Source organism: Streptomyces sp. NPDC005533 (assembly GCF_042871845.1).
Lineage (GTDB): Bacteria > Actinomycetota > Actinomycetes > Streptomycetales > Streptomycetaceae > Streptomyces.
Genome location: NZ_JBIAJH010000038.1, coordinates 25,182 through 44,939, shown reverse-complemented (window position 1 = coordinate 44,939; position 19,758 = coordinate 25,182). Strand labels below are relative to the sequence as shown.

Annotated in this window: 20 protein-coding genes; 9 read left to right on the top strand and 11 right to left on the bottom strand. The window is 73.2% G+C overall.

Features of this window, described 5'->3' with window-relative positions:
- Nucleotides 1-64 precede the first annotated feature (64 nt).
- From ACFYP3_RS29330 to ACFYP3_RS29300, 7 genes are all read right to left on the bottom strand, one after another.
- Entirely contained in the window at nt 65-199 is a 135-nt protein-coding gene (locus tag ACFYP3_RS29330; protein WP_388838814.1) for a SapB/AmfS family lanthipeptide, read from the bottom strand.
- Nucleotides 196-2,835, bottom strand: a complete 2,640-nt coding sequence (lanKC, locus tag ACFYP3_RS29325) for a class III lanthionine synthetase LanKC (RefSeq protein ID WP_388838873.1) — start codon at nt 2,833-2,835, stop codon at nt 196-198. The genes ACFYP3_RS29330 and lanKC overlap by 4 nt, the downstream gene beginning before the upstream one ends.
- A 218-nt stretch (nt 2,836-3,053) precedes the next feature.
- Nucleotides 3,054-3,680, bottom strand: coding sequence for a VanZ family protein (locus tag ACFYP3_RS29320; protein WP_388838811.1), 627 nt, complete (start codon nt 3,678-3,680; stop codon nt 3,054-3,056).
- A gap of 10 nt (nt 3,681-3,690) precedes the next feature.
- A complete protein-coding gene (locus ACFYP3_RS29315; protein ID WP_388838808.1) occupies nt 3,691-4,119 on the bottom strand; it encodes an ATP-binding protein in 429 nt (142 codons plus the stop codon).
- Nucleotides 4,120-4,288: 169 nt separating this feature from the next.
- Nucleotides 4,289-4,444 (bottom strand): DUF6131 family protein, encoded by a 156-nt coding sequence (locus ACFYP3_RS29310; protein WP_388838805.1) that lies wholly within the window; start codon nt 4,442-4,444, stop codon nt 4,289-4,291.
- A gap of 152 nt (nt 4,445-4,596) precedes the next feature.
- Nucleotides 4,597-4,968 carry a PRC-barrel domain-containing protein gene (locus ACFYP3_RS29305; RefSeq protein ID WP_388838802.1) on the bottom strand — a complete coding sequence of 124 codons (372 nt, stop codon included), beginning with the start codon at nt 4,966-4,968 and terminating at the stop codon, nt 4,597-4,599.
- Between the two features lie 203 nt (nt 4,969-5,171).
- Nucleotides 5,172-5,351, bottom strand: a complete 180-nt coding sequence (locus tag ACFYP3_RS29300) for a CsbD family protein (protein ID WP_388838799.1) — start codon at nt 5,349-5,351, stop codon at nt 5,172-5,174.
- A gap of 516 nt (nt 5,352-5,867) precedes the next feature.
- On the opposite strand from ACFYP3_RS29300, the gene ACFYP3_RS29295 reads away from it, so the two are divergent.
- From ACFYP3_RS29295 to ACFYP3_RS29280, 4 genes are all read left to right on the top strand, one after another.
- A complete protein-coding gene (locus ACFYP3_RS29295; protein ID WP_388838797.1) occupies nt 5,868-8,327 on the top strand; it encodes a SpoIIE family protein phosphatase in 2,460 nt (819 codons plus the stop codon).
- A 136-nt stretch (nt 8,328-8,463) separates the two neighbouring features.
- Nucleotides 8,464-8,826, top strand: a complete 363-nt coding sequence (locus ACFYP3_RS29290; protein ID WP_388838794.1) for an STAS domain-containing protein — start codon at nt 8,464-8,466, stop codon at nt 8,824-8,826.
- Nucleotides 8,827-8,838: 12 nt separating this feature from the next.
- On the top strand, nt 8,839-9,279 hold the full coding sequence (locus ACFYP3_RS29285) for an ATP-binding protein (RefSeq protein WP_388838791.1): 441 nt from the start codon (nt 8,839-8,841) through the stop codon (nt 9,277-9,279).
- Between the two features lie 246 nt (nt 9,280-9,525).
- Nucleotides 9,526-9,819, top strand: a complete 294-nt coding sequence (locus ACFYP3_RS29280; RefSeq protein ID WP_388838789.1) for a hypothetical protein — start codon at nt 9,526-9,528, stop codon at nt 9,817-9,819.
- On the opposite strand, the gene ACFYP3_RS29275 is transcribed toward ACFYP3_RS29280, so the two are convergent.
- Together ACFYP3_RS29275 and ACFYP3_RS29270 are read right to left on the bottom strand one after the other, a co-directional pair.
- The gene (locus ACFYP3_RS29275; RefSeq protein ID WP_388838786.1) at nt 9,816-9,989 is read right to left on the bottom strand and encodes a hypothetical protein; all 174 of its coding nucleotides are present in this window, start codon (nt 9,987-9,989) and stop codon (nt 9,816-9,818) included. The two genes, ACFYP3_RS29280 and ACFYP3_RS29275, sit on opposite strands and share 4 nt — an antisense overlap.
- 76 nt (nt 9,990-10,065) lie before the next feature.
- The gene (locus ACFYP3_RS29270) at nt 10,066-12,003 is read right to left on the bottom strand and encodes an amino acid transporter (RefSeq protein ID WP_388838783.1); all 1,938 of its coding nucleotides are present in this window, start codon (nt 12,001-12,003) and stop codon (nt 10,066-10,068) included.
- Between the two features lie 335 nt (nt 12,004-12,338).
- Between ACFYP3_RS29270 and dhaL the strand changes: the two genes are divergently transcribed.
- Together dhaL and ACFYP3_RS29260 are read left to right on the top strand one after the other, a co-directional pair.
- Nucleotides 12,339-12,923 (top strand): dihydroxyacetone kinase subunit DhaL, encoded by a 585-nt coding sequence (dhaL, locus tag ACFYP3_RS29265; protein WP_388838870.1) that lies wholly within the window; start codon nt 12,339-12,341, stop codon nt 12,921-12,923.
- Nucleotides 12,920-13,351, top strand: coding sequence for a PTS-dependent dihydroxyacetone kinase phosphotransferase subunit DhaM (locus ACFYP3_RS29260; RefSeq protein WP_388838780.1), 432 nt, complete (start codon nt 12,920-12,922; stop codon nt 13,349-13,351). The genes dhaL and ACFYP3_RS29260 overlap by 4 nt, the downstream gene beginning before the upstream one ends.
- 61 nt (nt 13,352-13,412) lie before the next feature.
- Here ACFYP3_RS29260 and ACFYP3_RS29255 read toward each other — a convergent pair whose 3' ends face one another.
- Complete coding sequence (locus ACFYP3_RS29255; RefSeq protein ID WP_351286745.1) at nt 13,413-13,805, bottom strand: RNA-binding S4 domain-containing protein; 393 nt, start codon at nt 13,803-13,805, stop codon at nt 13,413-13,415.
- A 133-nt stretch (nt 13,806-13,938) separates the two neighbouring features.
- Here ACFYP3_RS29255 and ACFYP3_RS29250 point away from each other — a divergent pair, with 133 nt between their 5' ends.
- The 3 genes from ACFYP3_RS29250 (at nt 13,939) to ACFYP3_RS29240 (ending at nt 17,394) form a co-directional block, all read left to right on the top strand.
- Entirely contained in the window at nt 13,939-14,334 is a 396-nt protein-coding gene (locus ACFYP3_RS29250; protein WP_388838777.1) for a molybdopterin-binding protein, read from the top strand.
- A 167-nt stretch (nt 14,335-14,501) separates the two neighbouring features.
- The gene (modA, locus tag ACFYP3_RS29245; protein WP_388838774.1) at nt 14,502-15,314 is read left to right on the top strand and encodes a molybdate ABC transporter substrate-binding protein; all 813 of its coding nucleotides are present in this window, start codon (nt 14,502-14,504) and stop codon (nt 15,312-15,314) included.
- A 142-nt stretch (nt 15,315-15,456) separates the two neighbouring features.
- Nucleotides 15,457-17,394: an ABC transporter permease gene (locus tag ACFYP3_RS29240; RefSeq protein ID WP_388838771.1), complete on the top strand. Its 1,938-nt coding sequence runs from the start codon at nt 15,457-15,459 to the stop codon at nt 17,392-17,394.
- 123 nt (nt 17,395-17,517) lie between these two features.
- Here the strand turns inward: ACFYP3_RS29240 and ACFYP3_RS29235 are convergent, their stop codons facing one another.
- Nucleotides 17,518-19,587, bottom strand: a complete 2,070-nt coding sequence (locus tag ACFYP3_RS29235) for a SpoIIE family protein phosphatase (protein ID WP_388838768.1) — start codon at nt 19,585-19,587, stop codon at nt 17,518-17,520.
- Nucleotides 19,588-19,758 lie beyond the last annotated feature (171 nt).

The window sequence follows — 19,758 nt, the reverse complement described above, 5'->3', positions numbered from 1 at the left end:
GGATGCCTCCAGAGATGTGGTGCGGGCCCGGGCGGCGAACCGCCCGGGCCCGAGGTGACCTGGGTCAGTTACAGGTCGTGAGGCTCAGGCTGCTGTCGCCGCAGAGCAGCAGGCTGGCCCGGCTGCCACCGCCCGTGAGCGCGGCCTCGGTGGTCTCTTCCTTCGGGGTCTCCATCGACTGCAGGTCAAGAAGCGTCATGTCAGGTTCCTCTTCTTCTCTGAGGTGGTGCGATGGGTCACGGCCCCGGACGGGACCGGCTTGGGGGCCGCCGCGCGCTCGCGCAGCGGCGGGAGGAACGGCAGGTGCGCGCGCCCGCCGGGCGCGGCGCTGCCGAGGGCGAGGAGGGCGCCGGCCGTGCCCGTGGCGAGGTCCATGGACAGCCGCATCATCTGCTCGCCGGGGAAGGCCAGATGCCCCTGGTACGGCACGGCGTGCCGGGCCAGTGCGTCGATCTGGCGGGCGATGGCGTCGGGCCCGGTGCCCGGGCCGGGCGTGGTGGTCCGGGCCAGGTGCAGGATCATCCCGGCGGCGCCGCGCAGCAGCCCGGGCTGGGCGTAGAAGGTCGCCTGCGCCGCCCGTACGATCTCACGCCGGGCCTGTTCGAAGCGCTCGTCCGGGCCGTGTTCCAGCCAGTCGTCGAGCACCATGCCGATGCCGACGCTGCCCTCGCCGAGGTACGGCATCGTGCGCCAGCCCTCGTTCACCTGGAGGGTGCCGAACGCGCTGGTGACGCAGCGGTCGAGGTCGCGGTGGAGTGCTTCGGCGGCCTGGATCAGCAGTTCCTTGTCACCGGTGCGCTCGTAGAGCCGCACGAGGAGCAGGGCGGTGCCGGAGTTGCCGTACAGCAGGCCCGCGCGCCGGGGCCGCCGCTCCGGTTGGACGACCAGTTCGGCGCAGCGCAGGGCGGCGGTGTGCAGCCCGCTCTCGCCGGTGGCGGTGCCGAGCGCGTCCAGGGCCAGGCCGATGCCGGCCAGTCCGCCGTGCAGGTCGGGGCCCGCGCTCTCCCAGGGCTGGTCCAGGAGCAGGTCGACGAGGGCGAGGGCGCGGTCGTGGTGTCCGAGCCGGTGCAGCGTCCAGGCCGTGCCGGCCAGACCGTCGTAGAAGCCGAGCGGGGTGCCGGAGGCGGGTTCCGCGGTCCGTTCGAGCAGCCATTCCTCGGCCTCGGGCCAGGGTCCGGCGCCGGTCTCCGCGAGGGCGTGGAGCACTCCGGCGATCCCGTGGCCGAAGCCGAGGCCTCCGCCGGCGGCCGCGAACTGGGCGATGTCGCCCGGGACGAGGCGGTCCTCACGGTCCGGGGTGGCGCTCGCCCGCAGCGCCGCGGTCATCGACGTACGGGCGGCCGGCCATTGCCCCGGCTCGACGGGCAGGTACGGTCCGGCCGGTGCGGGTAGGCGCCCGCCGGGCGTTCCCTGCGGGACGCCGGACAGGATCTCCTCGACCGCCTCGTCGAGGAACCGCCGCGGTACGGGGAACTGTTCGGCGGCGACGGCGGCCAGGTGTGCGGCCTTGGCCCGGTCCAGGACGAGCAGGCTGGTCAGCGGGAGGAACAGGGCGAGCCGCAGGCAGGCGAGGGCGTAGCGGTCCACGGAGAACCCGCGCCGCTCGGCCGGGGCGACGAAGGCCGGGTTGGCGACGGTCTGCCGCAGTCCCTCGTCGACGTGCGCGGCGGCTTCGAAGTCCAGGAGCGCGACGGTGGGTTCGCCGCTCTCGTCCTCCGCGACCATGATGTTGAAGAGGTGGAGGTCGTTGAAGACGACGCCGCGGCTGTGCACGGCGTCGACGGCCTCGGTGACCCGCCGGTGGATCGTGAGCGCCCACTCGGTGTAGGAGGCCAGCTCCGCCGGGTCGGGATCCGCCTCGATGAGGGGGTGGCGTCGGGCGAAGTAGGTGTTGAGCGGCTTTCCGGCGAGGTGTTCCAGCACCAGGAAGTGGTGGTCACCGACGGTGAAGGTGCCGCGGACCGCCGGGACGCAGTCCAGGCCCGCCAGCCGTTCCAGTGCGGCCTGTTCGCGGTGCAGCCGGGTCACGGCGTCGGCGCCGTCGGCCGCGAGGCCCGCGTACGGCCGGGCCTCTTTGAGGACCACGGACTCGCCGGTGCGGCTGTCCTTGCCGACGTAGACTCCGCCGCCGTTGGAGAAGTGCAGCGCCCGTTCCACCGTGAAGGGGATGTCGGTCAGGGTGACCGCGGAGCGCGCGGCGAGGTGCGGCTCCAGGAAGTCGGGCAGTGGGAGCCACTCGGGGGGCTGGAAGGCCGGCCCGCGCCGGTCCGGTACGAGCCGCCCGTCGGGGGCCTCGATCGCCGGGACCAGTTCGCCGTGCTCGTCGTAGCAGTGCCGCAGGGTGAAGCTGCCGTAGCGCAGGTGCACCGGTCCGGCGCCCCACCGCAGGTCGCTGAGGATGTACGGGCCGGCCGCCCCCGCCAGCGCGGCGTCGAGGTCCTCCGCGATGCGGTGGCACTGCTCCTCGTCGGCCGGATAGACGGTGATGAACTTCCCGCTCCCGGCACGGTCGGCGTACTTGGCGTTGCGCAGGTGCAGCAGGTACCGGCTCGGTATGAACTTGAAGGCGATGCCCCGGGCGGTGCAGTACTCGTACACCGTCGTCAGGAGCGACTCGGCGTTGTCGAGCGTGGCCGACACGTGGATCTTCCAGCCCTGTGCGGGCAGTTCGGCGGCGACGGGGCGCAGGGCGAACCAGTCACCGCTGCGGTGCGAGCGCCACCCCGCCGGGACGGGGGCGTCAGCCGCCGCGTAGTTCTGCTCGCCGGCCCGCCGGTACGGCGCGTCGTAGAACCAGCGGTCTGTGTCGCAGAAGGCTGCGTACCCCTTGTTCACACCTGCTCCCTCGGTCGGCGGCAGACCGAAGGTGTCACGCCCGGCGGACGCGGCGACAGTCACCGCTGTCACCTATGGGGTGTGCAGTACTCATGAGTCACAAGTCCGGGGCACACCAGTCCGGTCGCACGCGTCGGGGCGCGCCGGAACGGGCTTACGGGGGCAGGGATGACGGAGCGGGGCTCACGGGGCGGGGCTCACGGAGCAGGGCTCACGCGTCAGTTGTCGCGGGTCTCCGCGGCCGTCCGACGGCCGGTCGGGCCGCGGCGGGGCAGGCGGGGCTGGGGCAGGCGGTGCCACCAGTGCCTGCGGCGCGGGTGCACGGCCCGGCCCAGCCGGCGGCCGATCAGCAGGTAACCGAGGAGCGCTCCGGCCGTGTTGAGGATGACGTCGTCGATGTCGAAGACGCGTCCGGTGACGAGGGCTCCCTGGGTGAGCTCCACCAGCGTCATCAGGCAGACCGTCACGGCGCCGACGCGCAACAGCCCCCGGGCCGGGGGCAGCAGGACGGGCAGGAGCACGCCGAAGGGCAGGCCCAGCAGGAGGTTCCCGCCCAGCTGGCGCACCGCCTCGATCGTCGAGGAAGCCTCCAGGTAGGCGCTGATCGAACGGCCGGGGTGGACGTTGCTGTGCACGAGGTCCACCGAGGCCGCGGACGGTTCCAGGGTCAGCCGGGCCAGGACCACGCTGAATCCGACGGTGCCGGCGAAGGCCGCCACCATGGCCAGGGCCCGGACGGCGGGGTGCACCGGACGGCGCCGCCCCCCGGAGACCGGTACGGCCGCTCCGGCCCCTTCGGCCGCTTCTTTCGCCTGCTCACCGCGCCGCGCTCCACTCCATGTCATACGGGCCCGTCTACCCGGCGAACGGCGCGGTACGCGCGCCCTGCTGACGGTCCGCCAGCCGGGACGCCTCGATCTCGGCCCACACGACCTTGCCGGTCCCGTGGGCGTAGGAACCCCAGCGGTCGGACAGCCGCTGCACGATGTGGAGGCCGTGGCCGCCGGGGACACCCGGCCGGGACCCGGCCCGGGTAGGGGGCAGCGTCGTCGCGCCGTCGAGCACGTCGATGCGCAGGGTCTCACCGGCGGTCAGTACGAGTTCGTGGCAACCGCGGGCGTGCAGGGCGGCGTTGGTCACCAGCTCGGACACGACGAGCAGGGCGTCCTCGGCGCTCTCGCTGCGGTCCCAGCCCCAGTCCCGCAGGGTCTGGCGGGTGAAGTCGCGGCCTTTGCCGACCGCGCCCCGGACACTGCGCAGGGCGAGCCGGCGGCGCTGTCCCATGACCGGTGCTCCTGTACGCCGGGTTTCGCCGGCGACTTCTCCCGTCGTGTCCACTGTCGCCTCACCCCGACCGTCGAGCTGCTTGCTGTGTCGGACGGAGCCGTACCGGCTCCGTCCACGGACCACTCCCGGGCCGGCCGCTTCCCGCGTCCGGCCCGGGACCGGCCGGCTACCAGTAATGGCGCCGACCGCCGACCGCGTGCCCGACCGACCCGAGGACCCACAGCACTGCCCCCACCACGAGCAGGATGGCCCCGATGGTCCACAGGATGGAAATTCCGGTCAGGAATCCCACGATCAGGAGAATAAGTCCGATGAGAATCATGTTTTCCCTCGTTCATGTTGGGGATTCGGCGGAACGATCGGAACCGCCGTGGCCTCTCGGATCCCGTCTACCCTCGAACTTCGGATACGAACAGGTCGACGGAAACGGAAATGGGCCGTTACTCGACGGGTCCGGGCCCGTTCAGGTGTCGGTCAGGCCGGGCGACGGCCGAGGGGGCCGCCGGCCGAGTAGTAGTACGTGCCGAGCGCCTCGCGGTAGTCGACGTCGCCCAGGTGCTTGTCCCGGTGGAATTCCGGCGCGTTCCTGATCTGCTCCTTGGTGCCGTTGACGTAGACCTTCTCCTCGTCGGCATCGATCCGGAGCACGGTGCTCGCCGGGAGCAGGACCTCCTTGCCGAAGATCCACGCACCGGTGTCGACGACCAGGTAGGCGTCACCGGCCTCGTGGGAGTGCTTGTCCACCTTGCCGATGTGTCCGTCGGTCGCCTCGACCTTGTAGCCGGTCAGATCGGCGCCGGCCAGGTGGCCGGCGGTCGACCGGTAGGTCCACACATGTTCGGTCACGCGAAAACAACTCCTCCGGCGGGCGGGGGACGACGAGGTCTTCCTGCCGTCCCGCCCTCTTCGCTGGCGTACGCGGCGGCATCGGTGCCCCGCGCGGACTCGGTTGCCCCGCCCCCGGCGCTTCATTCACCGCAGCGCGCGAGTGCCCCGCCGGACCGCTGCCCGGCGGGGCACTCCGTACGTGGATCGGGTCGCGAGGCCGATCAGGACTTGCGCGTGGACCCCTTCATCTTGTCCGAGGTCTTCGCCGTCATTTCCTCCGCCTTGCCGCTCATCCGCTCGGCGCTGCCCTCCGCCTGCATGCCCTTGTCGTCCATGGCACTGCCGGCGCTCTCCTTGATCTTGCCCTTGATCTGCTTCGCCTTGCCCTTTGCCTTGCTCATGACGGGGTGGTTCCTCTCTGGAAGGGGGTGCTGCCCACCTTGCTTCCGCGGCAGGCGCTCCGCAATTCGTGCGGGAATTCCCTGAGGAATACGGGTGGCTCCGGCGCCGCCCGTGGTGCGGGCGGCGCCGTCCTCAGTCCGGGGGTTCGGGCACTGCGGGCGGCTCACCGGGCGTGGGCCGATCGGGAGCCGGGCGGGGATCTCGGGGCTTGGGGCCGGGACTCGGGTGGGCCGGCCCGCCGGGCAACGGATCGCGCGGTACGGGATCCGGGCTCCCGGGGGTGGGCCCGGGGCCTTCGGGTACCGGTTCGGTGGTCCAGTCCATGTGGTTCACCTCGTGTTACTTGGCGTACGTGGCCTCGCCGGCCGTTCCTGCCGGGCGGGCGCCCCTGGCGCCTGCCCCGTCGGACGCGCCTCAAGCGGGGACGGCGACGGCCACCGCGGGCTCCCGCGCGGGCCGCAGCCGGGGCCTCCCACCTGAGCGCACACCGGGTACGGCCGTGGCATGCTCAAGGGATGAAGGGCGATGCCGCACCTGCGGGCGAGGGCGCCGGGCCCGAGGTGCTGGCGCTCGCCAAGGTGATCGCCAGGCTGCGATCGCAGGTCGTGGACCTGGAAGGCGTCGCCGCGACCACCGCCGTCGTGGAGCGGGCCAAGGGCGTCCTGATGGCCCGATCGGGCGTATCCGCCGACACGGCCCACGAGATGCTGCTCGGCCGGGCCGGTGCGGGGGGCCGCACCCTTCTGGAGGAGTGCTGGCTCACGCTGGGGCACATTCCCGCGAACCCGCCGCCGGCAACTGCCGCCGCCCCGCCCGCAACCGGTACCGCCGCCCCGCCCGCCGCCCCCTCGGCGGGACCGGGGGAAGAACCGGCCGCGCCGGCCCCCGGCTCCGGACACCGGCTCGTCGGCAGTCGCGCCGGTACGGCCGCCCTGCTCCCGCCGACGGCCCGGCTGGCCGACGGCCTGGCGGCGGCGCACGGCGGTGACGACGTCGCGGAGCTGTTGCGGACCGTGCTCGGCACCGGTGCCGGCGTGGACGCGGTGATGATCTACGCCCTGGCGCCGGCCGGAAACCTGGAACTGATCGGCCACGCCGGCATCGACGACGTGCTGGCCGAACAGTGGCGCCACATCCCCCCGCTCGCCGGCGTGGCCGCCCACGAGGCGGTCACCGGACGTCGGGCGCTGTGGCTGGAGGATCCGGCGCAGGACGCCCGTCACTACCTGCTGATCGGGCACGCGACGGACCGGTGGCACTCCCGCGCCTGGATCCCCGTACCCGCCGACGGGCCGCCGGACAAGGTCATCGGCTTCCTGCGGACGCGGTCGGGACCCTTCCCGTCCGACATCCGGGCGCTGCTGCGGCGGGCGGCCCGGTTGTGCGCCGGCCCGCTGGGCGGGCCGGAGCCGCCCCACGACGCCGAAGCCGAGCCGGTGGACGTGGACGTGGCCTCGGCGCAGCGGATGCTGGACGCGCTGGCCGGGCCCGCGATCCTGCTCACGCCCCTGCGCTCGGAGACCGGCGAGGTGGAGGACTACCGCATCGACGCGGCGGCGCCCGAGTCGGTGGACATCGCGGGGCGGCGCGGCAAGGAGCTGGTCGGCCGCCGGATCCTGGAGACGTACCCGACCGTGGTGGGCACCGCGCTGTGGGAGGGGTACCTGGAGACGCTGACGACGGGAACGGCGTACGAGGGTGAGCCCTTCACCTACGAGGAGGTGGTCGCCGGGGTCCCGCAGCAGTCCGTCTACTCGGTCCGGGCCTCCAGGCTGGGAGACCGGCTGGTCGTGAGCTGGATCCGGCACGACACGAGCGAGCGCGAGGCGCGCCGGCTGGCCGACATGCAGCGGCTGGGCAACCTCGGGTGGGCCGGCTGGAACCTGGCGACGGACACCGTCACCTGGTCCGATCAGGTCTACGCCATCTTCGACCGCGACCCCTGCCACGGGCCGATGGCACTGGAGGAACTGCCGCGGCGCGTCGTCCCCGAGGACCTGCCCAAGCTGGGCACCGCCCTCCGGCAGCTGCTGAGCAGGGGGGAGCCCGTCGACCAGCCGTTCCGGATCACGACCGTCGACGGGGTGCGTCACCTGCGGATCGTCGCCGAGGCCCAGACGGACGCGGACGGCACACCGGTGGAGGTGCACGGCTTCTTCCAGGACCTCAGCGCGCAGCGCGGCGTCGAGCTCGCCCTGCGCGAGAGCGAACGGGCCGTCCTCCTCGAGCGCGGCATGCTCCAGGCCGAACGGGCGCTCGCCGCGAGCCTCCAGGACACCCTGCTGCCGATCCCCGAGCAGTCCCTGCAACTGGCCGGCCTGTGCATCGACGTCGCGTACGTCCCGGCCGACCGGGGGGTCAACGTCGGCGGCGACTGGTACAGCGCCATCGAACTCCCGGACGGCAGTGCCCTGTTCGTCGTCGGGGACGTGGCGGGCCACGGCCTGGCCGCCGTCGGCACGATGGCCCAGCTGCGGTTCACCACGAAGGGCATGACGATCACCGGCTCGCCCCTGCCCGACGTACTGCGCCGGCTCAACACCCTCCTGCTCCACACCGCCACGGACCCGTCCGCCACCGCGACCGCCACCATGGTGATGGGCCGCTACCAGCCCTGGGACCGGCGCCTGACCTGGGTACGGGCCGGCCACCTGCCTCCCCTGCTGATCCGCGGCGACCAGGCGAGCTTCCTCGAACAGCCGCGGGGCAACCTCCTCGGCGCGACCTCCGACGCCTCCTACGGCCACGCCGTCCTCGACCTGATGCCCGGCGACCGTCTGCTCTTCTACACCGACGGACTCGTGGAGGAACCGGGTGAGGACATCGGCGTCGGACTCGACCGGCTCGCCGCGTCCACCCTGCGGCTCCTCCGGGCGGGACACGGCGCAACCCTCGCCCGGACGCTCGCGGCGCTGTGCCCGGGCAACCGTGACGACATCTGCGTCCTCGACGTCCTCGTCCCGGACGACCCGTGAGCCGGCCCACCCGCGGCGCGCCGCGCCACCGCGTCGACCGACGCTCCGTGCCCCGGGCGGCAGGCTTGGACGGCAACCGACGGGGTAGGCGCGCTGTACCCCGAGAATCCCGGACGGGAGAGGGAGTGTGTGCCTGATGTCCACGGCCAACGGAGAACGATTCACCGTCGAGGCGCGGTCCCTCCAAGGGGCCACCGTCCTGGCCATGACGGGAGAGCTCGACCACGACACCGCCGAGCCCCTGCGGCAGGCCCTGGACACGGCCTGGCCCGAGGGCGGGCGGCTGCTCGTCGACCTGACCCGCCTGGACTTCTGCGACTCCACGGGCTTGAACGTGCTGTTGCGCGGCCGCCTCGCCGTCCAGGAATCCGGGGGCACGCTCGAGCTGGTCGGCCTGCACCCACCTGTCGCACGCATGTTCCACATCACGGGGGCGGACCGGCTCTTCCGGCTCCATGCGGACGTGGAATCCGCGCTCGCGACGTCTCAGCGCCCCTAGGGAGGACCACCGATGGACGAGGGCCGGTCGATGGAGCTGACCCGGCTCCTCGTGCTGCACGAGGTCGCGAACGCGGTCACCCGGTGCCGTGACTTCACGCGCCGGGCCCTCACGGACTGGCGCTGGCCGCCAGGACCCGTGGAGGAGGGCACCCCGGGGGCGGAGGTCACCGACGACGTCCTGCTCCTGGTGTCGGAAGTGGTGGCCAACGCCTGCCTGCACGCGGGCGGGCCCACGTCCCTGGCGCTGCGGTGTACGAGCGAACGGCTGCGGATCGAGGTGACGGACCCCAGCCCCACCGCGCCACGGGCCGCGCAGCGGTCCGAGCCCTCCCGGCCCGGAGGACACGGCCTCCTCATCGTGGAACGGCTGGGCCGCAGCTGGGGCTGGAGTCCGGTGGGCGGCAACGGCAAGTGCGTGTGGGTGGAGGTCGGCTCCCCGCCGGGGGCGTGAACCCGGGGCGCGCGCACGACGTTCCCGTGCCGTCCCGCGCTGGTGTTCGTACGGGCCCGTCGACGAGCTCGGCTCCCACGGGCCCGTCAACGATACGTATGGACCTGGCCCGGCTCCGTCAAGGTCCCGTCATGGGGTGGCCGCGGGTGGGGGTCGGCGGGGATAGCTTCGAAGTCGCGGCCCCGGACTGCCTCCCCGCGTCCCGGGGCCCCCAACCGCCACTCGTGGTTCCCGTGGGAGGGCCTCATGTGTCTGTTCCAGTACGACGACGACCCGGAGCCTGACGAACGCGTTCCGGCGGGGCCCCCGTACGCGCCGGTCCGGTCGGGCAGGGCGGAGGTGAGGGTGCGTCTGTTCCCCACCCCGCCGGCAGCACGTACCGCCGTGGGCTCCGCCGGTGCGGAGCAATCGGCCGCGACGCTCGGCGCCGGTCACCTGTGGATCCGGCTCCCGGAGTCCGCGCTCCGCGCCCTGGTGGAACCGATCGGGGCACGTTCGTCCGTTCGGACCGGCCTCTCCGGCCCGAACCAGGCGTCCTAGGGCTGGTGGACGATGTCGATCACCATCGCGGCGATGAGCGCCCAAACGCCCATGCCGAGCAGCCACATGGCGTCGAGGGCGGCGCCGGCGGTGGTGACGCCGAGGCCGACCACCGCGAGGGCCGGCACGGTCCGGCGTACGGTGCGGTCGGAGCGCGGGCGAGTGGTCACGCCGTGAGGATCCCGCCGGACCCTCGTCGTGGCGAGGGTCCGGCGGGATTCCTGTCGACATCTTGACGCGAACAGGTCAGCCGGCGTGGATGTGGGGGCGGCGGGCGCGGTTCGGTTCCGCTCCCCGGATGACTTCGCGGGTGACCGGGGCGACTTCGCCCTGACCGAAGAGGAAGAAGCGGAAGAAGTTGGCCATCGGGTTGCCCTCGGTCCACTCGAAGTAGATGTGCGGGCGCTGGCCGGTCTCGTCCCGGACGTGGAGGAGGAGGGCCGCGAGGGCGTTGGGGATGCTGGAGCTCTCCAGGGTCAGGACGCGGTAGCGCTCGTGCAGGACCTCGCCGCGCACGCGCATGCCGGATTCGAACTCGGACGCGTCCAGGACGGTGACCTCGACGAACATGACGTCGTCCTCGGCCGGGACGTCGTTGTCCGCGCGGATCTGTTCCTTCTTCTGCCGGTACTCCGCGATGTCGCGGTTGTCGGGCTCGTTGGCGATGAAGCGGATCGTGCGGTTGGCGGTGTCCCGGATGAACCGCTGCGCCATGTCGTCGAACTCCACGTGCGTGACGCGCAGCTCGAAGACCCGCGCGAGGCGGGAGAGGAGGGAGAGGGCCATGATGCCGCCGATGAAGCAGGCGCCGATCTTCACGCCGTCCGGCCGCTCCACGATGTTGACGGCCGTGGTGTAGATGAAGACGGCGGAGATGATCCCGAAGCCGACGGTCCAGCCGCGCTCCCCCGCCCGGCGGGCCGCGATGGTCACGGCGACGGCCGCCGAGGTGATCAGGACGAGGACACCGGTGGCGTACGCCCCGCCCTGCGCGTCGACGTCGGCGTCGAAGATCCAGGTCACCAGGAACGCGACCAGGGTGAAGACGATGACCATCGGGCGCAGGGCACGGGCCCAGTGCGGGGCCATCCCGTACCGGGGCAGGTAGCGGGGCATCAGGTTCAGCAGGCCCGCCATCGCGGAGGAGCCGGCGAACCACAGGATCAGGATGGTGGAGATGTCGTAGACCGTGCCGAAGGCGGAGCCCAGGTACTCGTGGGCCAGGTAGGCGAGGGCGCGGCCGTTGGCCTCGCCGCCCGGCTGGAACTGGTCGGCCGGGATCAGCAGGGTCGTGATGAGGCTGGAGCAGATCAGGAAGACGCTCATGATCACAGCGGCCGTGGTCAGCAGCCTCTTCGCCCCGCGGATCCGGCCGGCCGGCTCGTCCTCGGTGTCCTCCGGGTCTCCCTGGACGTGCGGCATCACCGCCACGCCCGTCTCGAACCCGGAAAGACCGAGGGCCAGCTTCGGGAACACCACGAGCGCGATGGCGATCATCATGAAGACGTTGCCGTGCTCGGTGGTCAGGGCCGTCGTCCAGTCGGTGACGACCTGCGGCTCGGTGAACACGTTCCACAACCCGACCGCCACCACGACGACGTTCAGGCCGAGATACGTGAAGACGAGCACCACCGCCACGCCGATGGCCTCGCTGAACCCCTTCAGGAACACCCCGCCCAGGAGTGCGATCAGGATCAGGGTGATCAGTACCTCGTGGCCGTGCAGGGCGCTGGTGAGGTGCGGGTTCTCCACCATGTGCGCGGTCGCGTCGGCCGCGGAGAGGGTGATGGTGATGAGGAAGTCGGTCGCCGCGAACCCGAGCAGGGTCAGCACGAACAGCTTCCCCTTCCAGAACGTCAGCAGCCGCTCCAGCATGGCGATGGAACCCTCGCCGTGCGGGCTCTCCTCCGCCACCCTGCGGTAGACGGGCAGCGCGCCGAACAAGGTCAACAGGACGAGAACGACGGTCGCCAGCGGAGACAGCAGACCTGCCGCGAGGAACGCGATGCCGGGCTGGTAGCCGAGGGTGGAGAAGTAGTCCAGACCCGTCAGACACATCACCCGCCCCCACGGCCGGCCGTGGGGCTGGGCCGCCGCCTCCTTCGCGGCGGGCGAACTCGTCTGGGCGGTCAGGCCTTCCAGCATCCACGCGCGCAGGCGCGAGGAGCGGGCAGGGGTGGCCATCGTGAAGCACTCCTGTCATACGCAAAGAACAGGCCATCGAGGTCGACGGCTGAGTCAGCGTACGCAAATCGATCACTCGTGCACGGAAGCGAACAAACCCTGACGCACTCTTAACGCGCACAGGGCCACCTGTGGCGTAGTCAGGTCACCGTGTTCGAGCCGCGCCCCGGGCCGAGCACGACCACGTACCGGGTGAGCCGTCGCGGCGAGGTGCGGCGCCGGGCGGCGCGTGTCGGGCACGATCCCCAGGAGACCACTTAAGGTGGCGTGGGACTGGCCAGACCGATGCGAGGCGAGGAGATCCGGTGCGCGACACAGACTTCTTCCGGCGCTGGATGGCGGCCGCCGCGGCCGCGGTCGAGCGGGAGGCGGACCGGCTGACGGAGCTCGACTCCCCCATCGGGGACGCCGACCACGGCAGCAACCTGCTCCGGGGTTTCAGGGCGGTGCTCCCGGCTCTGGACGCGGAGCACCCGGCGGCGCCGGGCGAGGTGCTGCAACTGGCCGGGAGGACGCTCATCTCCACGGTCGGCGGCGCCTCGGGGCCGCTGTACGGGACGCTGCTGCGGCGCACCGGCAAGGCGCTCGGGGATGCGGCCGAGGTCTCCGACACGGAGCTGCGCGAGGCCCTGGACGCGGGAGTGACCGCGGTGGCGCAGCTGGGCGGGGCGGCGCCGGGTGACAAGACGATGCTGGACGCGCTGGTGCCGGGGGTGGCCGCGCTGAGCACGTCGTACCGGGCGGCCGCGGAGGCGGCGGAGAACGGCGCGCTGGCGACCGTTCCGCTGCAGGCGCGCAAGGGCCGGGCCAGCTACCTGGGCGAGCGGAGCATCGGGCACCAGGATCCGGGCGCGACCTCGTCGGCGTTGTTGTTGCGGGCGCTGGCGGACGTGGCGGAGCCGGGCGAGGGCGCGGCATGACCGGGGCGGACGCGGGCGCGGGTGCGGAGGCGCCCCTGGTGGGCATCGTGCTGGTGTCGCACAGCGCGTCGGTCGCGGAGTCGGTGGCGGAGCTGGCGCGGGGCCTGGCGGCCGGCGGCCCCCTGGCCCCGGTGGCCGCGGCGGGCGGCACGGCCACCGGCGGGCTCGGCACGAGCGCGGAGCGGGTCGTCGCTGCGGCGCGGGAGGTGGACCGGGGCGCCGGGGTCGCGCTGCTGGCGGACCTGGGGAGCTCGGTCCTGACGGTGAAGGCCCTGCTGCTGGACGACGAACTCCCGCCGGACTCCCGGCTGGTGGACGCCCCCTTCGTGGAGGGCGCGGTGGCCGCCGTGGTGGCCGCCTCCAGCGGCCTCCCCGTCCGGGAAGTGGCCGCGGCGGCCACCGAGGCGTACACGTACCGCAAGACCTGACCCCCCGCACCGCGGGTCCGGAGGGTCCCGGGAGGCCAGGTCCAGGGCGTGCCACCGGAGGCTACGGGCGACCGCGCAGGGATTCGATCTCGCGGCGTTCGCGCTTCGTCGGGCGGCCGGCGCCGCGATCGCGGATGCCGACCACGGCGGCCTCGACGGGGGTGGGCGGCGGCGGGCTCTTGTCGATCATGCATTCCGCCGCGACGGGAGCGCCCACCCGCTTGGACACGGGCCGCTTCACCACCACGATCCGCTCGCGCCCCGCATGGAAGAGCCGTACCTCGTCACCCGCGCGCACCGCCTGCGCCGGCTTCGCACGCTCCCCGTTGACCTTCACATGGCCCGCCCGGCAGGCGGTCGCCGCGATCGAGCGGGTCTTCGTCAGACGCACGGACCAGATCCACGCGTCGACCCGCACCGTGCCCGATTCCGTTCCCGATACCTCATCAGCCATGCCCCGACTCTAGCGAGACGGAGGGGGCGGAGCGGAACGACTTTGGCAGATGCACCAAGAGGCATCGCATCTGCCATGGAGATGAGCCCAAGAGAATTGCAAACGCGCCACACGTGCGCCTACCTTGTCGCACATGCAGTCCTACACCATCGGACAGGCGGCGCGTCTGCTGGGCGTCAGCCCGGACACCGCGCGCCGCTGGGCCGACGCGGGCCGGGTCGTGACCCATCGCGACGAAGCCGGCCGTCGCCTGATCAACGGCCGTGACCTCGCGGCCTTCTCCGTCGAGGTGGGCCAGGGCGCGCACAGCGAGGACGGCGAGCCGTACACGTCGGCGCGCAACGCCTTTCCCGGCATCGTCACCGCCGTCACCCTCGGCGACGTGGCAGCCCAGGTCGAGATCCAGGCAGGTCCCCACCGTCTGGTCTCCCTGCTCACCCGTGAGGCCGTCGAGGAGCTCGGGCTGGAGGTCGGCATGCAGGCCACCGCCCGCGTGAAGTCCACCAGCGTGCACATCGACCGCACCTGAAACCCGGACGTCCCCGCCCGCGGGTCCCCGCCGTCCCCCGCGCTCCGTCCGCACCCCCGCTCCGCACCACCGCACGTCCCCACCCGCTCCGCCCGTCACCGGCGCGGGTCACCACCGCGCGGAACCGGCACCTGCCGGCCGCCGACCCGACCGAGGAGCCCCTGCTCATGTTCCCGACCCCGACCCGCCGCCGCGCCGCGGCCGCCGCGCTGACCGCCGCCCTGCTCGTGCCGCTGGCCGCCTGCGGCAAGGCCGACGAGAAGCCCGCCGCCGGCTCCACGCCCGGCTCGGCCTCGGCCTCCGCCGAGCCCAAGGCCGCGAACCTCACCGTCCTCGCCGCCTCCTCCCTCACCGACGTCTTCAAGACGGCGGGTGCGGCGTACGAGAAGACCCACCCCGGTACGAAGACCACCTTCTCGTTCGCCGGTTCGCAGGAGCTCGCCGCGCAGGTCAAGCAGGGCGCTCCGGCCGATGCGCTGGTGACCGCCGACACCAAGACCATGGACGGGCTGAAGGCCGAGACCGGCGAGCCCACCGTCATCGCCAAGAACCGCCTGGTCATCGCCACCGGCAAGGGCAACCCGTTCAAGGTCGACGAGCTCAAGGACCTCGCCGACACCAAGCTGAAGGTCGTGCTCGCCGCGCCCGAGGTCCCGGTCGGCCGCTACAGCAAGCAGATCCTCGACGCCCAGAAGATCGAGGTGAAGCCGGTCTCCCAGGAGCCCAACGTCCGCGCCGTGCTCAGCAAGGTCGAGCTGGGCGAGGCCGACGCCGGCCTCGTCTACAAGACCGACTCCGCCAAGTCCGGCGACAAGGTCGTCACCGTGGACATCCCGGACGAGCAGAACGCCGTGGCCTCCTACCCGGCCGCCACGCTGAAGCAGTCCAAGAACGCGGAGGCCGCCGCCGCGTTCGTAGCCTGGCTGGGCACCCCTGAGGCCCAGAAGATCCTCCAGGACGCGGGCTTCCAGAAGGTCTGAGCGCCACCGGCGTCCGGGTGACGCGGGGCTGCCCGGTCCGGGGGGACGGGCAGCCCCTCGCGGCGTGCCCGCGCGGGTCCGTCCGTACGATCCTTCTTCCCGTCGCAGTCACCCCTCCCCAGCCCCCCAGCCAGGAACGCCCATGAGCAGACTCCGCACCCGCACCCGGCCCCCGCTGACCCTGGCGATCCCCGCACTGCTCGCCGTCGCGTTCCTGCTGATGCCGCTCATCGGCATCCTCGCCCGCACCCAGTGGGGCGAGCTCGGCACCCATCTCGGCAGCCCCGGCGTGGTCGAGGCGCTGAAGCTCTCGCTCCTGGTGTCCCTGTGGGCCCTCGGCCTCTCCCTGCTCCTCGGCGTACCGCTCGCCTGGCTGCTGGCCCGCGTCCCTTTTAAGGGCAAGGCGCTGGTCCGCTCCCTCGTACTGCTCCCGATGGTGCTGCCGCCGACCGTCGGCGGTGTCGCCCTGCTCCTGGGTTTCGGCCGGCGCGGGCTGCTGGGGCCCTGGCTGGAGGACGCCTTCGGGATCACCCTGCCCTTCCACACGTCGGGGGCGGTCGTGGCGGCCACCTTCGTCGCCATGCCGTTCCTGGTCATCAGCCTGGAAGGCGCCCTCGGTGGGCTCAAGCAGAGCTACGAGGAGACCGCCGCCTCGCTCGGCGCCTCGCCGGTCCGCGTGTTCTTCACGGTGACCCTGCCCATGGTGGCCCCCGGCCTCGTCGCCGGAGCCGCGCTCACCTGGGCCCGCGCGCTGGGCGAGTTCGGCGCGACCATCACCTTCGCCGGGAACCTGCCCGGCACCACCCAGACCCTGCCGCTCCAGGTGTACCTGCTGCTCCAGGACCGGCCCGAGGCCGCCACCTCCGTCTCGCTGCTGCTGCTCGCGATCGCCATGGCCGTACTGATCGCCCTGCGCGGCCGCTGGACGGGGGCCCCGGTGGCGGCCCGCGAGGCCGTGGCCACGCCGCCGGTCCCGGACGAGGCGCCCGCACCAGCGGCGGTCGCGCCGGAGTCAGCTCCGGGGACCATGCCCTACCCAGGTGGCCACTGGCCGCTGCACGCCACCGTCACCGGTTTCAACCAGCTCACCCTCACGGCGGAACCGGGCACCACCATCGCCGTCGTCGGCGAGAACGGCGCCGGGAAGACCACCTTGCTGCGGGCCCTGCTCGGGCTGACCCCCCTAGCCCACGCCGAACTCCGGCTCGGCGACGCCGACGTCACCGCGCTGCCCCCGCACCGGCGGCAGGTCGCCTGGGTCCCGCAGGACGGCGCGCTGTTCCCCCACCTGAGCGCCCTGGCGAACACCGCGTACGGACTGCGCGCGCACGGGGTGCCGCGCGCCGACGCCCGCCGCGAGGCGCGGGCCTGGCTGGAGCGGCTCGGCGTCGGGCACCTCGCCCAGCGCAAACCGGCCCAGCTGTCCGGGGGCCAGGCGCAGCGGGTGGCCCTGGCCCGTGCGCTGGCCGCGCGCCCGCGGCTGCTGCTGCTCGACGAGCCGCTGGCCGCGCTCGACCAGACCACGCGGGCTCGCGTCCGGCACACCCTGCGCACGCACCTGGCCGGCTTCGGCGGGGTCTGCCTCATCGTGACGCACGATCCCGTCGAGGCGGTGTCGCTGGCCGACCGGGTCCTCGTACTGGCCGACGGCCGCACCCTCCAGGACGCGCCGCCCGCCGAGGTGACCCGGCACCCGCGCTCGCCGTGGGTGGCCCGCATGCTGGGGCGCAACGCCTGGCCGGGCATCGCGTCGGCGGACGGGCTGGTGCTCGCCGAGGGCGGGCGGCTCGTCGTCGCGGAGGCACTGCCCGAGGGGGCGCAGTCGTTGGCGATCATCGCTCCGGAGGCGGTGTCGGTGCACCGGGACCGCCCGGCGGGCAGCCCCCGCAACGTCTGGCCGGGCACCGTACAGGAGATCACCGCGGTCGGCAGCCGACTGCGCGTGCTGATCGCCCCGACCGGCGCGCCCGACCTGGTCGCGGAGATCACCCCGGAGGCAGCCTCCGAGCTGGGAATCGTCGACGGGGCCGAGGTATGGACCAGCGTAAAAGCCACCGAGATCACCCTCGTCCACCTGTGACGCCGCGCGGGTCGGGGGCCGGCCGGGCGACCACACGGCCTGGTGGGCGGGCGGGTCCCTTTGCCCCATGCCGGTCGGGCGCGGGCACCGGACCTCGGGGGACTGTCGCCGCGGTGGTGGCGGTCAGTCGGGTCGCTCCGGTGCGGTCACCGCGAACTCGCACCACACGCGCTTTCCGCCGCCCCGGGGCTCCACGCCCCAGTCGTCCGCGAGCCGGTCCACCAGCATCAGGCCGCGCCCCGACACCGCCCAGTCCCCCGCCTCCCGGCGCCTCGGCAGGGCGCTGCTGGAGTCCTCGACCTCGATGCGGATCCGGCCCTCGGCCGTCAGCCGCATACTGACGTCGCCGCCGCCGTCCGTGTGGACCAGGGCGTTGGTCATCAGTTCGTCCGCCGCCAGTTCGATCTCGTCGGCCCGCTCCTGCGCCCCCCAGGCCGCCACCGCCGCCCTGATCAGGTGCCGGGCCAGCGCCGGCCCCTCCGTGTCCCCCGGCTCCAGGCGCTGGCGCAGCGGACCGCCGCCGCGCGCGCCCGGCGTGCCGCGGCGGCGCAGCACGAGCAGGGCCATGTCGTCGCCGCCGCCGGAGTCCCCGACCAGGTCGCACAGCACGTCGGCGAGTTCCTCCACGTCGGTCGGGCCGCTGTGGACCGCGGCCATGAACTCCCGCATGCCGGTGTCGTGGTCCGCTCCGGGGCGTTCGATCAGGCCGTCCGTGCACAGCACGAGGGTGTCCCCAGGGTGGAGCTCCAGACTCGTGACGGGGTAGCCGGTGCCGGTACCGGACTGTTCGCGGGCCGGCAGCCCGAGCGGCAGCCCGCCCGCCACCTGGACCCGGTGGCAGCTGCCGTCGCCGCGCCGCACCACCGGGTCGAGGTGGCCGGCGCGGACCATCCGCAGCATCCCGGTGGTGAGGTCCACCTCGGCGTACGTGCACGTGGCGAACCGTTCCGTCTCCAGTTCGAGCAGGAAGGCCGAGGCCCGCGCCATCGCCGCCGCCGGGGTGTGCCCCTCGACGACGTACGCCCGCATCACGATCCTCAGCTGTCCCATGACGGCGGCCGCGTCCGTGTCGTGCCCCTCGACGTCGCCGATCATCACCCCGACCCGGCCGTCGCCGAGCGGGATCACGTCGTACCAGTCGCCCCCGATGTCCCGCCCGATCCGCGCGGACCGGTAGCGTACGGCGATCCGCGCGCCCGGCACCTCCGGGATCCGGCGGGGCAGCATGGCCCGCTGGAGCCCTTCGGCCAGGTCGTGCTCCTGTTCGAAGAGGATGGCGCGCTGGAGGCCCTGCGCGACGCCGCTGCCGAGCGCCATCAGCAGGTTCCGCTCCTCGGCGGTGAACTCCCCTTCCCGCGTGTACAGCAGCCCGAGCGCCCCGATGGGCCGCCCCTGGGCGATCAGCGGCAGGTAGACCCCGCTGCGGACGGACAGCGGCTCGATGTACGGCCACAGCTCCGGGTAGCGGCGCTGGAACTCCTCGCGCGAGACGAGGAAGACCGGCTGCATGGTGCGTACGGCCTCGCTCATCGGGAACCGCGCGTCGATCCGCGTGTACTCGATCTCCGGTACGTAGGAGCCGAGCTGCCCCTCCGCGACCAGGTGGATCCGGCCGCCGTCGACGATGCCCAGCATCACGCTGACCGCGCCGAGGTGCCCGAGGGCCTGGGGGTCCTTGAGGACGTCGGTCACGTCGTTGACGGTGCGGGCGTGGGCGAGGATCGCGGTGGTCCGTTCGACGACGCCGGTCATCCGGGCCCGTCCCTCGGCCTGCTCCCCGGCCGCCCCGGGCTCGCCCGGGTCGTGGGCGGCGTCGCGCAGGATCCCGATGACGCGGTACGGGCGCCCGTCCGGGTGCCGAAGGATGTGGCCCTGGATGTGGGTCCAGGCCGGCGCACCGTCCCGGCGCCGGCTGCGGACGTAGGCCCCGTAGTGGCTTCGACCATCCTTGATCGCCTGCGCGACGCGGGTGTCGAGGCGGGCCCCCTCGGCGGGGGCCAGCCGCACCCGGAGCCCCTCGGGGGTGCCGTCGTACTCGTCCGGGCGCAGGTCGAGGACCTCGAGGGCGGTGGGATCCAGGTGCATCCGCCCGCTGTCGAGGTCCCAGTCGAACGTGCCCATGCGGTTGAGCGCAAGGCTCGTATCGGGCCGCGCGGGCCATTCGACCTCGGGGTTCTTTCCCCTGCGGGCCATGCAGCCAGGGTCTCACTCTCCCCCGCCGGTGTCCCCGTGGGACGCGAGCACCCCGGCGTCGCGGGCGCCCTGCCGTGCCGGAGGGTGGCCGCCGCGGGCCGTGGACCACGGTCGTGCCGCGGCGGGCCGGCAGCGGCATCCACCGGCCGCGGGCGCGACACCGCTGCGGCC